Annotated in this window: 12 protein-coding genes; 5 read left to right on the top strand and 7 right to left on the bottom strand. The window is 60.0% G+C overall.

What is annotated here, in order from left to right:
* Window positions 1–409 precede the first annotated feature (409 nt).
* The gene (clpB, locus tag BEN47_RS17350) at window positions 410–3,019 is read left to right on the top strand and encodes an ATP-dependent chaperone ClpB (protein WP_070730161.1); all 2,610 of its coding nucleotides are present in this window, start codon (window positions 410–412) and stop codon (window positions 3,017–3,019) included.
* Between the two features lie 93 nt (window positions 3,020–3,112).
* On the opposite strand, the gene BEN47_RS21570 is transcribed toward clpB, so the two are convergent.
* On the bottom strand, window positions 3,113–3,475 hold the full coding sequence (locus BEN47_RS21570) for a hypothetical protein (RefSeq protein ID WP_125921751.1): 363 nt from the start codon (window positions 3,473–3,475) through the stop codon (window positions 3,113–3,115).
* A 567-nt stretch (window positions 3,476–4,042) separates the two neighbouring features.
* On the opposite strand from BEN47_RS21570, the gene BEN47_RS17345 reads away from it, so the two are divergent.
* Entirely contained in the window at window positions 4,043–4,360 is a 318-nt protein-coding gene (locus BEN47_RS17345; protein WP_070730159.1) for a nucleotidyltransferase family protein, read from the top strand.
* The gene (locus BEN47_RS17340) at window positions 4,341–4,682 is read left to right on the top strand and encodes a HepT-like ribonuclease domain-containing protein (protein WP_070730157.1); all 342 of its coding nucleotides are present in this window, start codon (window positions 4,341–4,343) and stop codon (window positions 4,680–4,682) included. Before BEN47_RS17345 ends, BEN47_RS17340 begins: the two co-directional genes overlap by 20 nt.
* Window positions 4,683–4,975: 293 nt before the next feature.
* Here BEN47_RS17340 and BEN47_RS17335 read toward each other — a convergent pair whose 3' ends face one another.
* Both BEN47_RS17335 and BEN47_RS17330 read right to left on the bottom strand, forming a co-directional pair.
* On the bottom strand, window positions 4,976–5,392 hold the full coding sequence (locus BEN47_RS17335) for a hypothetical protein (protein ID WP_125921749.1): 417 nt from the start codon (window positions 5,390–5,392) through the stop codon (window positions 4,976–4,978).
* A gap of 180 nt (window positions 5,393–5,572) precedes the next feature.
* The gene (locus tag BEN47_RS17330) at window positions 5,573–6,085 is read right to left on the bottom strand and encodes a hypothetical protein (protein ID WP_070730152.1); all 513 of its coding nucleotides are present in this window, start codon (window positions 6,083–6,085) and stop codon (window positions 5,573–5,575) included.
* Window positions 6,086–6,550: 465 nt separating this feature from the next.
* Here BEN47_RS17330 and BEN47_RS17325 point away from each other — a divergent pair, with 465 nt between their 5' ends.
* Together BEN47_RS17325 and BEN47_RS17320 are read left to right on the top strand one after the other, a co-directional pair.
* Window positions 6,551–7,144, top strand: a complete 594-nt coding sequence (locus BEN47_RS17325) for a HupE/UreJ family protein (protein WP_070730150.1) — start codon at window positions 6,551–6,553, stop codon at window positions 7,142–7,144.
* Window positions 7,145–7,323: 179 nt separating this feature from the next.
* The gene (locus BEN47_RS17320) at window positions 7,324–9,675 is read left to right on the top strand and encodes a M1 family metallopeptidase (RefSeq protein WP_070730163.1); all 2,352 of its coding nucleotides are present in this window, start codon (window positions 7,324–7,326) and stop codon (window positions 9,673–9,675) included.
* A 237-nt stretch (window positions 9,676–9,912) separates the two neighbouring features.
* Here BEN47_RS17320 and BEN47_RS17315 read toward each other — a convergent pair whose 3' ends face one another.
* From BEN47_RS17315 to BEN47_RS17300, 4 genes are all read right to left on the bottom strand, one after another.
* Window positions 9,913–10,581: a cytochrome b/b6 domain-containing protein gene (locus tag BEN47_RS17315; RefSeq protein WP_070730147.1), complete on the bottom strand. Its 669-nt coding sequence runs from the start codon at window positions 10,579–10,581 to the stop codon at window positions 9,913–9,915.
* Between the two features lie 27 nt (window positions 10,582–10,608).
* Window positions 10,609–11,850 (bottom strand): pyridoxal phosphate-dependent aminotransferase, encoded by a 1,242-nt coding sequence (locus BEN47_RS17310; RefSeq protein ID WP_070730145.1) that lies wholly within the window; start codon window positions 11,848–11,850, stop codon window positions 10,609–10,611.
* Between the two features lie 79 nt (window positions 11,851–11,929).
* Complete coding sequence (locus BEN47_RS17305; protein WP_070730143.1) at window positions 11,930–12,892, bottom strand: N-acetylmuramoyl-L-alanine amidase; 963 nt, start codon at window positions 12,890–12,892, stop codon at window positions 11,930–11,932.
* Window positions 12,893–12,985: 93 nt separating this feature from the next.
* Entirely contained in the window at window positions 12,986–13,756 is a 771-nt protein-coding gene (locus tag BEN47_RS17300) for a hypothetical protein (RefSeq protein ID WP_125921748.1), read from the bottom strand.
* Window positions 13,757–13,968: the final 212 nt, after the last annotated feature.

Below are 13,968 nucleotides of genomic sequence, written 5' to 3'. Positions count from 1 at the left end.
CGAAAATCCTGCTCCTTTAGCAAATCCTTGCCCATGCATAACGCCCGCATTAAAATTGTCATTGACAATTACAATCTCACCTTAAATTAGACCACCGCCGTAAGAATAATGCGTAAAATAGGTAATTCCAAAGACCCTGAAGCAGTTAAAAGCCATGATTATGTTGATTGGCCTTTATTCCAAGAGTTTGTTAAGTCGAGTGAATTTCTTGAAGCATATGAGGAAATTTTTACCATGCCCTTCATGCAAATAACACAGGAAGACTAAATCGCGTCGAATTGTCGAAAAAGACAATTAACAACTTATTTTTTCCCGCCAAAAAGTCCGCTTTTCACCTCTCGCACCCCGTTTGCTAGTCCCTTTGTACCGACTTCCTAACCCGAAGCACCTACACTGAAGACAACGCAAAATGGACTTTAAAAACTTCACCATCAAGGCGCAGGAGGCCGTGCAGAAGGCCACCGAAATTGCCGGCGCAAACCAGCAGCAGGCCGTCGAAACCGGCCATTTGCTGAAGGGCATCTTCCAGAGCGACGAGAGCGTCTTCTCGTTTCTGGCCAACAAGCTGGGGGCCAACCTCAACATTCTCACGCCGCGGCTCGATGCCCTGCTGGCCGCCTACCCCAAGGTGAGCGGCGGCTCGCCCTACTTCGCCAACGACGCGGCCGCTGCCGTGCAGCGCGCCAACGCCGCCATGAAGGACATGGGCGACGAGTTCGTGTCCATCGAGCACCTGCTGCTGGGCATCCTCGCCGGCAAGGACGCGGTGGCTACGCTGCTTAAAGACACGGGCTTCAACGACAAGGACTTGAAGGCCGCCATTCAGGAGCTGCGCGGCGGGCGCAAAGTCACCAGCCCGAGCGCCGAAGACCAGTACCAGAGCCTGAACCGCTACGCCGTGAACCTCAACGAGCAGGTGCGGCGCGGCAAGATGGACCCCGTGATTGGCCGCGACGAGGAAATCCGCCGGGTGCTGCAAATCCTCTCGCGCCGCACCAAAAACAACCCCGTGCTGCTCGGCGAGCCCGGCGTGGGCAAAACCGCCATCGTGGAGGGCCTGGCCCAGCGCATCGTGGCCGGCGACGTGCCCGAAAACCTGCGCGACAAAGTCATCATGAGCCTCGACATGGGCCTGCTCGTGGCCGGGGCCAAGTACAAGGGCGAGTTTGAGGAGCGCCTCAAGGCCGTCATCAAGGAAGTGACCGACTCGGACGGGCAGATTGTGCTCTTCATCGACGAGATGCACACCCTCATCGGGGCCGGCGGCGGGGGCGAGGGCGCCATGGACGCCGCCAACCTGCTCAAGCCCGCCCTGGCGCGGGGCGAGCTGCACGCCATCGGGGCCACCACGCTCAAGGAATACCAGAAGTACATCGAGAAGGACAAGGCCCTCGAACGCCGTTTCCAGGCCGTGCTGGTGGACGAGCCCACCCCGGACGACGCCATCAGCATCCTGCGCGGCATCAAGGAAAAGTACGAGCTGCACCACGGCGTGCGCATCACCGACGACGCCGTGATTGCCGCCGTGGAGCTGAGCGCCCGCTACATCACCGACCGGTTTTTGCCCGACAAGGCCATCGACCTCATGGACGAAGCCGCCGCCAAGCTCCGCATCGAGCTGAATTCGATGCCCGTGGAGCTGGACGAAATCCAGCGCCGCATCATGCAGCTCGAAATTGAGCGCGAAGCCATCCGACGCGAAGAAAACCGCGACCGCGAAGCCGTCCTGAGCAAGGAGCTGGCCGAGCTGAACGACAAGCGCGACACCCTCAAAGCCCGTTGGGAAAGCGAAAAAGCCGTCCTCACCGGCATTCAAACCCAGAAGACTGCCATCGAGCAATTCAAGCTGGAAGCCGAGCAGGCCGAGCGTCAGGGCGATTACGCCCGCGTGGCCGAGTTGCGCTACGGCAAGATTCAGGAAGCCGAAGCCCGGCTGAAAGCCCTGCAAGACGAAGCCGCCGCCAACAAGGACGGCGGCACCCTGCTCCAGGAAGTCGTGACCAGCGAAAGCATTGCCGAAGTGGTGGCCAAGTGGACGGGCATCCCGGTGAGCAAAATGCTGCAATCGGACCGCGAGAAGCTGCTCCAACTCGAAGCCGAATTGGGCAAGCGCGTGGCGGGGCAGGCCGAGGCCATCGCGGCCATTTCGGATGCCGTGCGCCGCTCCCGCGCTGGCCTGCAGGACCCCAAGCGGCCCATCGGCTCGTTCATTTTCCTGGGCACTACGGGCGTGGGCAAAACCGAGCTGGCCAAGGCGTTAGCCGAGTATTTGTTCAACGACGAGAATGCGATGGTGCGCATCGACATGAGCGAGTTTCAGGAGCGCCACTCGGTGTCGCGCCTCATCGGGGCGCCGCCCGGCTACGTGGGCTACGACGAGGGCGGGCAGCTCACGGAGGCCGTGCGCCGCAAGCCCTACGCGGTGGTGCTGCTCGATGAAATCGAAAAGGCCCACCCCGACGTGTTTAACATCCTGCTGCAAGTGCTCGACGATGGCCGCCTCACCGACAACAAAGGCCGGGTGGCGAACTTCAAGAACACGCTCATCATCATGACCTCGAACACGGGGGCCGACCTCATCCAGCGCAATTTCAAGGAGCTGAACGAGTACAACCACGACGAAGTGGTGGACCGCACCCGCGACGAGGTGCTGGAGCGCCTCAAGGAGCACATGCGCCCCGAGTTCCTGAACCGCATCGACGAAATCGTGCTCTTCCAGCCCCTGCGGCGCAAAGAAATCCGCCGCATCGTGGACATCCAGTTTCGGCAAATCCAGCAGCGCCTGGCCGAAGCCGGCATCCAGCTCGAAGCCACGAGCGAAGTCCTGGATTTCCTGGGCGAAGCCGGCTTCGACCCGCAGTTCGGTGCGCGGCCGTTGAAGCGCGTGCTCCAGCGCGTCATTCTAAACGAGCTGTCGAAAGACATTCTCTCCGGCCGCGTGTCGAAAGAGGCCGTGGTAGAAGCCGTGCTGGAAGACGGCGCGGTGAAGTTTGAGAACGTGGAGATGCCGGCGGTGTAATTCGTTGGGTTTTGTAAATGAAAAAGCCCTGTCAGCGTTGTGCTAGCGGGGCTTTTCTGTTAACGCAAGGCCCTGACTAGTAAAGCCTGAACATTAGCGATAGCGGGAAGGGGAATTGATTGGAATAAAATGCTCGGGTCGTAGCCTCTTTGCAAGTTTTCTGGGCAGCGTACGTACTCGCGTGTACTGAAGAATTGCTTGCTCCTCTTTAACCTTGGCGCCTTGCGACAGTTGATAAATTCCAAAGGCTATTATAGGAGTTGCGATGGCCAATCCTAGTTGTATGCCGACTACAGTAGCACCAAGGTTCCCGTGCTTTTTGCCTGACGGCTCGTCGGCGGAAGCAACCACCAAAGGGGTTAGAAATAAAGTTATGCCTCCCAGCGCTGTTGTTAATATTCCTCCTGCGCGTCGGTTGGCAAACACTCGGTGCAGTGCTGCAACGGTGTCATCCAAAGTGCGCGCGGGGGGAGTGTAGATGGGAGGCAGCTGGACTATCCGAGTAGAATCGGAAAGGGTTTGCCCACAAAGTGGACCGGAAAGGAACAGTAGGAGGCAGAGGATACGCAACATAAACATACTAGTTTGATAGACAAAGCGAAAGGTACGTCGCGGCCCTCAATTGGCGCAAGTATAAGCGCCGCCGCAACTCGTGACCAGCCAAGCGATGGAGGCTGGGCCTCCATCGCCGCCACTCGGCAATGGGCAAGTGCGCCACAGGGTGGTTTCGCGGGAAGTTGGTCTGGTGAGAAGCACAGCTTCGCTCGGTGTTCGTACACGGGCTACGCTTCGCTAAACTCGCGCCGACAGCATGACCGAGGAAACTCCCCGGGCCCCGCCGCCTCAGCCACGGCGGCGGGACGCGGGGTGGGAGAGGAGTAGCAACTGAAGGCACCGTTGCGACTTCGGCCGCTGGGGTGGCGGGGCGGATGGCTAATAGCTTTCGTTCCGAGAAGCGTGCGGCGAAGGAGTTAGGAGGTGGTCGGGCCTTATCTTGTGGCTCTTTAGAGACACTAAAAGCCCATGCTGCCACCTGTTCAGACCAAAGCCGAAGTTATCGAGCGCCTGCAGCAGCAGCGTGAACAGCTGCGGGCGCTGGGCGTGGCGCGGCTGGGGCTGTTTGGCTCGTTCGTGCGCGACGAGGCCAGGCCCGACAGCGACGTGGATTTGCTTGCGGAGCTAGAAGACAAAGCCCTGACGCTGAATGGCTATTTTGCGGCCGTAGATTTTTTGGAAGAGCTGCTGGGGCGCTCAGTCGAAGTGCTGACACCGGATAGTTTATCGCGCCATATTGGCCCTCACATTCTCCGCGAAGTTGCCAATGTCCCGCTCGCCGCTTGAGTTTCTGCGTCACATTCAGGACGAGCTGGATTTTCTGGAGCGATATCGTTCGCTCCCCGATTTGGCCGATTTGGTGGCTAACCCCGAAGCGGCGCGGGCCGTGCTACACAGCTTGCTCATCATTGGGGAAGCCGTGAAAAACGTGCCGGCCGACTGGCGCGAGAAATACAGCCAAGTGCCGTGGCGCAACATGGCGCGGATGCACGACAAAATAGTGCATCACTATTTCGATGTCAACTACCCGATTGTGTGGAACGTGTTGAAAAATGATTTGCCAAAGCTGCGGCAAACGGTGGAATTGATGCTGCGCGAGCTTACTTAGGCATTGGTGTAATGTTGCCAAAGTCACTGCCGCTACTTCGGCCGCGTGCGGTGGCGTCCGGGGCGTGGCTATTTTAGCTCCCGTTATTTGCTATTCGCAGTCTGCACAAGTCGCCTGCCAAAACAGCTGCGGGGCGCGACGAGTAACCAAGGAGCACCGCCATTGCTGTATCCTGCTCCCTGGTGCCCCAACGCGCTACCCCCGGCCAGGACTTGCGCCACCCATGTCGGGTTTATTCTCAGCTGCCGAAGCGTCCGCCATCTCCCTACCATAGTGCCGTGATGCAGCGAGGGTTACGGCAAAACGAAGTGCCGGCGTTTCAGCCGTTGAATGACGAGGGGTGGTAGCGGCTGGCCCTGCTCGTAGGCTGCTAGAGTGACGGCCTCCTGCGCTACCGTCACTTCCTTGTGCCGCTTTCTGCCCACCACAAAGAACGGCACCCCGACGCCGGCCAGCACCACGGCACTGCCATAGAGATAAGCAGCGACGAAGCCATCATCAGTACTTGTGCCTCCGATTGCCGCCACGGCGCTCACGCCCAGGGTAGTGCCCCCCACCGCGGTCAGGGCGCTGGCAATACTCCTGCGCTGGTCGAACATGACCCGCACGGCGCGGGCAGTATCAGCTTTGGTGTAAGCAGCCGATTGTGCCGCCGATGCGTAGCTGATACCGCAAAGCAGCCCGCTAAGCAAGGTAGCCCGAGCGAACATGGTAGATGATTTGAACATGGTTGTCTGAGCTGTTTAGGTATTTCGATTTTTTTCAAATGCTATTCGGAGCTTGCAAAAGACCTTTTCATCATTGCTCCGTTTGTTTTTCTTGCCTGCAGAGACCCCGGCTTGGCAAGTCGCTCACCGCAAAGCGGTGTCGGTGCTGCTTACAGCCCGGCACTACCTGGTAAGGGCGGCGGCATCGCCCTTCACCAGGTGCTTGCGCAGCTGGCGCTGAATTTTGCGGGGCAGGCGATGGGTGGCTTCATAGGCTTCAATGGTTCTGGCTTCGCGGCGCGGCCCGTAGGCAATAAGCTGCTGAATGCCCACGCCCATAACCGGAGCCGCTACTATGCCATAAATCGCCGCGAAGCCCCCGAAACCCAGCTGAAAAAGGGGGCGGTTGCCGGAGAGGTTGCCGTAGCCGCTGCCGCCGCTGCTGGAAGTTCCCTTGTTCTCGTTCGCGGCCGATACCGCAGCCAGCGCAAGGTCGGCCCCAGCGGCCCCTATGGTGAGGATGTCGCCCACGCGTCGGCGCTTGGCGTACAGGCGGTGGATGGCCCTCACTGTGTCGGAAGCCGTTCTGGCTATTGGTGTGAGCACGGGCGGCGCGGGGGCTGCGGTAGCCAGCGCGGAATCTTGGGCCGAGGCCGGGCCAGCGAGGAGCAGAAAAAGGAGAGAAAAACGGAACATGCAGCGATGCTTTGGGTAATTGACAAGGCGAAGGTCGCGGGCCGTTCTGCAATTACCAAAATATAGCAGTGTAGGTGTAAAATCCTTTTATTGAGCTAAATCTTATTGAATTAAATGCGTTTTACAGCTGTATAAATAAATTTAGTGAACTGGGAGTAGTATTTGAAAAGTCTGTTATTTCCATCAATTTAAGTGAATGTAGTCAAACGCCCCCTGTCCCTGCGGTTCGGCCTGGCAGGCCCCGCGCCGGCTGTACTGCCGATGAACACTGGCCACCAATTGCCCGCGGGACAGAGCCAGACTGATGCCACAGTATAGCCCGATGGAGGGCTGCAGAGTCAACTTAACTTTCTGATAGCTAATGGATAATTTGGTCGAAAGGCTGCCAATAGCCCGCATATTTGCCGCTTGATTCTGTCAAGCTCCGGGCGGTTGTTTTTCTGATGCTGTCCGTAGATTTGTAGAATGTCCGTTTTTCAGACTTACCTCGAACTCGGGTTCCTGCACATCTGCACCCCGCGCGCGGCCGACCACCTCACGTTTCTGCTGGCGCTGTGCGCGCCCTACGTGCTGGCCGACTGGCGGCGGGTGCTGGTATTGGTTACCAGTTTCACGGTGGGGCATTCGCTCACGCTGGCTTTGGCCACACTGGGCATCGTGGCATTCAACCGCACGCTTATCGAAGCGCTGATTCCGGTTACCATCATCGTCACGGCGCTGGCCAACCTGCGCGCCACCAACCGGGTTCTGCGGCCGCGGGAGCCGGTGCTGGCCGCCGCGCCCAACGCCCTGGCCCTGGTTTTCGGCCTCATCCACGGCCTGGGATTCTCCAACTACCTGCAGTCGTTGCTCGGCAACAATAGCCGCCCCGTGCTGGAGCTGTTCGCCTTCAACGTGGGCGTGGAACTGGGGCAGGTGCTGGTGGTGGTACTCATTCTGCTGCTGGGCCTGGTGCTGCTGCAGGCCGCTCGCGTGGCGCGCCGCGACTGGCTGCTCACCACCAGCGGCGCGGCGCTGGGCATTGCCACGGTGCTGCTGGTGCAGCAGCTGTGGCCCTGAGGGCTGCATCCTCGCCGGCCGGCTCTTTTAGCCGCACGCGGCGGGTCTTGCTTCCGCCGGGGCCAGCGCGCTTTGCCACAGTCTGATAAGTATTTGGCGAACCTGCCGCAACCCTGGCGTATCTTCGACGCCTTTCTCAGCTATTGATTCAACTGCTTTTTTCTCTTTACATTTTTTCCATGCGTCGTTTTCTATTTGCCGGCTTGGTGCTGGCTTTGGCGGGTTCCCAACCGGCTTTAGCGCAGAATACCAACTCGGGCACCGACAAATTTGCGCAGCTCGAAACCGTGCTGCCCACGCCCAATTCGTACCGGACGGCCAGCGGCGCGCCGGGCCGGGACTACTGGCAGCAGCGGGCCGACTATGATATCCAGGTCACGCTCGACGACGCTAAGCAGGCCATCACGGGCCGCGAGACCATCACCTACACCAACCTCTCGCCCGACGTGCTGCCCTACATCTGGATGCAGCTCGACCAGAACATCCTGGACAAGAACTCCATGACCAAGGCCACCGAGGTGAGCCAGTTGCAGGACCGCATGCCGTTCCAATCGGTGGAAGCCATGCTGGCTGATTTCGACGGTGGCTTCAAGATTGATGGCGTGACTGGCCGCGACGGCAAGACCCTCAAAACGGTGATTAACCACACCATGATGCGCGTAGACCTGCCCACGCCCCTGCGGCCCGGCCAGTCCTACTCCTTCAATGTGAAGTGGCACTACAACATCAACGACCAGCTGAAGGAAAACCAGCGCAGCGGCTACGAGTACTTCCCCGAGGACAAGAACTACCTCTACGAGATTGCGCAGTTCTACCCGCGCATGGCCGTATACTCCGACAACCAGGGCTGGCAGCACAAGCAGTTCCTGGGCAACGGCGAATTCACGCTGCCCTTCGGCGACTACAAGGTGAGTATCACCGCGCCCGCCGACCACGTGGTGGCTTCCACCGGCACCTTGCAGAACGCCGCTCAAGTCCTGACCGCCACCCAGCAGAAGCGCCTCGCGCAGGCCAAGAACGCCAAGAAACCCGTGCTCATCGTGAGCCAGGCCGAGGCCGTGAGCGCCGAAGGCAAGCGCGCCACCGGCACCAAAACCTGGGTCTACGCCGCCAAAAACGTGCGGGACTTCGCCTGGGCCAGCTCGCGCAAGTTCATCTGGGATGCCATGGAAATCAAGCAGAGCGGCAAGCCCGTGCTGTGCATGAGTTACTACCCCAAGGAGGGCAACCCGCTCTGGGGCCAGTATTCCACCGAAGTGGTGGCGCATACCATCAAGACGTATTCCAAGTTTACCATTCCCTACGAGTACCCGGTGGCCATCTCGGTGCACGGCCCGGTGGGCGGCATGGAGTACCCCATGCTTTGCTTCAACGGCGGCCGCCCCGAGAAGGACGGCACCTATTCGGCGCAGCGGAAATACGGGATGATTTCGGTGATTATCCACGAAGTGGGCCACAACTTCTTCCCCATGATTATCAACTCCGACGAGCGGCAGTGGTCGTGGATGGACGAAGGCCTGAACACGTTTATGCAGTACCTCACCGAACAGGAGTGGCAGCGGGATTACCCGTCGTCGCGCGGCGAGCCCCGCAACATGGTCAACTACATGCTGACCGATAAAACGCTGCAGTCGCCGATTATGACTAATTCGGAGACGGCCCTGCAGTTCGGTAACAACGCCTACGGCAAGCCCGCCACGGCGCTCAACATCTTGCGCGAGACGGTGATGGGTCGCGAGCTCTTCGACCACGCCTTCAAGACTTACGCCCAACGCTGGGCCTACAAGCACCCCACCCCGGCCGACTTCTTCCGCACCATGGAAGACGCCTCGGCCGTGGACCTGGACTGGTTCTGGCGCGGCTGGTTCTACACAACCGACCGCACCGACCTGGCCCTGGAATCGGTGAAATCCTACACCCCGAGCACCGGCGACCCGGCCGTGGAGAAAGCCCGCCTCCAGCAGTTGCAGGCCGCCGCCGCGCCCTCCATCTCGGCCCAGCGCAACGCCACCGACCTCAAAAGCACGCTCATCGACGAGAAGCCCGAGCTCAAGGACTTTTACAACGAGTACAACCCGCTGGCCGTGACGGCCGCTGACCAGCAGCGCTACGCCGCCTACCGCGCCGGCCTCAGCCCCGAGCAGCAGCAGCGCCTGGGCCAGCAGCAGTACTTCTACGAGCTGAGTTTGCGCAACGTGGGCGGCCTGGTGATGCCCGTTATCATCCAGCTCACCTACGCCGACAACTCGAAGGAAATCCAGACGATTCCCGCTGAAATCTGGCGCAAAAACAACGAGAAAGTAACCAAGGTGCTCGTGACCAAGCAGCCCGTCATCAGCTTCGTGCTCGACCCCTTCCAGCAGACGGCCGACACCGACCAGAGCAACAACGCCTTCCCCCGCCAGCCCGCCGCCTCGCGCTTCGACTTGTTCCAGCAGCAGCAGCAGGCTCCCACCAACCCCATGCAGCAGGCCGCTAAAACGGCCAGTCCCCTGCAAAAGCAGGAGCAAAAGCCCGTGGGCGGCCAGTAAACTGGACATATCCACCTGTCAATAAAAAAAGCGGCTCAATTGAGCCGCTTTTTTTATGCAAATGAATTTTGGCAAGTCAGGTACTCAACCAAAAGTAACCACGATAAAAAAGCCCGTCATGCTGAGCTTGCCGAAGCATCTCTACCGTTTCGTCAGCAGCCTTCAATGAAGCAGTAGAGATGCTTCGGCTGCGCTCAGCATGACGTGCTTCTGGCTCTATCGTATAAGCGCGACTGCTTACTTTTTAGGAGCTTCGCCGCCCACCATGCGTGAGATAAGGCCATGGTCTTTGGTGAGCTCGGCCCACACCACGCCCACCACGTGCACCACAAAGAAGCCGAGAATGAGGTACATCGTGAAGTTGTGAACTTCTTCAACCTGGTGCTTGATGCTGGTCAGGAAGGCCACGTCGTTTCTGTAAATCAGGAGGAGGCCGGTGATGACCATGACGGTCAGAAACGAGTAGAACAGGGCGTAAGTGCCCTTAGTAAAGAGCACCTTGCCGGCCTCACTTTTATCAGCGGCGGGGGCGAGGCGGTAGCGTCGGGCCACTTCCAGCAGCCGCGCCGAAAAGCGCAGCTCGGAAGGGCCGCGCAGCTCCAGCCCCACGCGCAGCACAAACAGGGCCACCAGCGCCCAGCCAAAATAAATGTGCCACTCCCAGATACGCTCGCTGAGAATGTGGGTGAGCGAGCGGGCCTGTTTCACAGTCAGGGCAATGTTCTCCTTGGCCATGGTTTCCTGAAACTCCGGCACGGCCGAGCGGGAATCTACAATCACCTCTTGAAACAGGATGGTGATGAGCTGCAGGCTGACCAGCAGGGAGCTGCCCCAGTGCCAGAACCGTAGCGGCGCGCGGTAGTCTTTGGTGGGGGCTTCGGTAGTGGGGGTGATGGTTGGCGTCATGAGGGAAAGTAGGAAGACGGGTAGTTATTAAACGGGCAGCGGGGCAGCTATTTCCAGGGCGGCGGCTGACTGCGGCATGGTGCGGCCGGGGTATCCGCGCAGCGCGTGCTCCAAGCAGGTAAGAGCCGCGGCTAGGTCGGTGCGGTTGAGCACGTAGGCGATGCGCACTTCTTGCCGGCCCAGACCCGGCGTGTGGTAAAAACCGTTGGCGGGCGAAAGCATCAGGGTTTGGTTTTCATAGGAAAAGCTTTCCAGCAGCCATTGGCCGAAGGTTTCGCTGTCGTCGACGGGCAGGTGCGCCAGCACGTAGAACGCACCGCCGGGCCGCGGGCACACCACACCCGGCATGGCCTGCAGGCGCGCCACGGTAAGGTCGCGCCGGGCGAGGTATTCGGCCTTGCTCTCGTCGAAATAAGACTCCGGCAGGTCGGCCGCGGCTTCGGCCAGCAGCATGCCCAGGCCGGGCGGGCTCACCCGCATCTGGGCAAAGCGAAAGGCGGCGGTGTACACCTCTTTGTTTAGCGTGACCAGCGCCCCGATGCGTGCCCCGCACGCGCTGTAGCGCTTCGAGATGGTATCCAGCACCACCACGTAGGGCCCGGCGCCCGGCAGCTGCAGGGCGCTCACGTAGGGCGCATCGTAGCAAAATTCCCGGTACGCCTCGTCCGACAGCAGGTACAGCTGGTGCACCTGGCACAAGCCCAGAATGCTTTCCAGCTCGGCGCGGCTGTACACGTAGCCGGTGGGGTTGCTGGGGTTGCAGATGAGCACGGCCCGCGTGCGCGGCGTAATTACGCGTTCAAAATCGGCCAGGGGCGGCAGCGCAAACCCGTCTTCGATGCGCGCCGTGACGGGCACGATGGTGACGCCCGCCGCAATGGCGAAGGCAGTGTAAGTGCCGTAGAAAGGCTCGGGAATGATGATTTCGTCGCCGGGATTAAGGCAGGTGAGCAGGGCAAATAGAATGGCCTCGCTGCCGCCGGTGGTCACGATGATGTCCTCAAACTTGACGGGCAGGTTGGCCCGCTGGTAGTAGGCTGCCAGCTTGTGACGGTAGCTCTCGGTGCCGGCACCGTGGCTGTAGCCCAGCACGCGCACGTCGGCGGTGCGCATGGCGGCCATGGCGGCGGCTGGGGTTTCAATGTCGGGCTGCCCAATGTTGAGCGGGTACACAATTTTGCCCTGCTGGCGGGCAGCTTCGGCATAAGGAGCTAGCTTACGGAAGGGCGAAACCGGCATGTCCTGCCCGCGCTGCGATACTTTTAACATGAAACAAAATTAAGCCATTTGGCCGCGATAACTAGCTCAGCACCGACCCCTGATAGCAACTGCCAGCAAGCGACAATCCCTACAGGTACTTCTTGTAAAGATTGTACAGGATGCGCCTGTCGGCGTCGGTCAGCGGCGCATTCACGTTCTGTTGAATAAAATGCAGCTTGAACGCCTGAATCGCGGCGGGCAGATTCCGGGTGTCGTACCCAATAATACGCAGCGCTTCCTGGGGCTTGAAAGTGGAAACAGGAGCGTTTATCGCCGCTAATTGCGCGTCGATGACGGCCGTGTTCACCGGCGCCAGCGCCGTGCCCGATACAGCCTGAACACCCGTTAGAGCGATGAGGCTATCCAGTGGTAGGGGAGGCGTGGGGTCCGGGCTCGGCAGGGGGCCGGCGTCGTACCATAGGCCGAATCCGCTGTCGGCCAGCCGCTTCCAGGGAAACAGCACGCTGGGGTCGGTCTTGCGGCTGGGCGCAATATCGGAATGGCCGATGAAGTTGGCGGTGGGAATGTTGTAGGTCTTTTTCAGGCCCGCCAGCACTTTCAGCAGGCTGGCTAGCTGGGGTTCGGCAAAAGGCTGGAGGCCGTTGTTATCCAGCTCAATACCGATGGACGAGGAGTTGATGTCGGTATCGTTGCCCCACCGGGCCACGCCGCCGTGCCAGGCCCGCAGGTAGTCGTTCAGCATGTGGTACACCCGGCCATCGCGCCCAATCACGTAGTGGGCGCTCACCTGCGTGCGGGGCAGCGTGAACGTCCTCAGCGTCTGGCCCGTAGAGTCCTGCGCCGTGTGGTGAATGACCACCATGTTGGGCTTGCGCAGGTTGAAGTTGGTGGTGCCCACCCAGTATTTGCCCATCAGGAGGCTATCGGCCCCTGGCGTGGGCACGGGCGTGGCGCGCAGGGCCTCCGCGTAGGCTTTCACCTGCTGTTTGTAAGACTTGTTGGTGGTAGCGTAGGGGTTTTGTACGGCGCAGGCCGCCAGGCACCCACACAGAGCAGTAACAAGCAGCCTCAGTCCTTTATTTCGGTTCATCGGGTACGAAGTACGCATCAAAACCCTGCTTCGACGCCCGCCGCTGTGCTTTTTGCCACCCCGCCATGGGGGCCCGCGCCCTTGGTCCCAGCGCTACCGGCCACCCCAGGCCGGGTGGTACACCAGCCCCAAACTCGTAAACAGCACGCTTCGCAGGGTATGGTTGGCCGCGCGTTCAGTGGGGCCGTAGGGATTCTGAAAATCGTTTGGCTCCAGGCGCGGCCCTATTGACAGGCCCACAGTGGCCAGGGTTTCCCAGTTATAGCCGCGCGGGAAAGGGCGCCGCCAGAAGAACATTGCTTCGTGTCGCAGCATGTTCGTGAGGGGCAACTTGCCCAGTTCCGCATCGGTCAGCGAGGAAAAACGTACTTGCGTGAGTCGGTACGTGAAGCCGAAGTTGTTCCAATCGTCCACGTGGGCAATGCCGGCCTGGGCAAAGTACTTGTGGTAACGCGCCCGGTATTCCCGCCGGCTGGATGCTATGAAAAAACCATCTTCCAGGAAACTGCGGTGGCTGAACGCCTGCCCGTAGCCCCCGATGCCATTTAGCTGCCACGCCGTGCCCAAAGGCAGATAGCCGCCCACGCCCAACTCGTACTGCCGGGTTACCAAAAAATTCACCTTTTCGAGTTTGGGGCGCACCGTGCCGCCCGCCGTGAGCAGCAGGTGCGCCGCCGGGGAATAGGCCGCCGTAGCCTCCACCCGGCCATTGGGCTGCAAGCTGCCCGAAAATTCGGCCTGTCCCTTGGCGTCGAGCAGCGGCATGGTGGGCTGCATGGGGGCATACACCGTGCAGGCGCCCAGCCCAACAACCATTAAAACCAATCCAAAAGCGCGGCAAATACCAGCGTACGTGTGGGACATGAGCCTGAACATAAAGGAGTGGCGGTAAATATGCGGGGAAATCGAGATTTGAGATGTCAGGGCTTTTTCGGTAGCAAATGACTGCGCAAGCTAAAGCATATGGTACAACCTGCTTGGCGGTGGTCTGATATAAGGTGAAATGCGTATTGGGGGTTATGGTTTATACGCAACACTATTGCGCCGCCTGCGGCAGTGAACAGATTCGGCGCAAT

Origin of the sequence: Hymenobacter lapidarius (genome assembly GCF_001816145.1) — a bacterium.
In the GTDB taxonomy this organism is placed as follows: Bacteria; Bacteroidota; Bacteroidia; order Cytophagales; family Hymenobacteraceae; genus Hymenobacter; species Hymenobacter lapidarius.
This window is presented reverse-complemented; position numbering and strand designations above follow the sequence as displayed.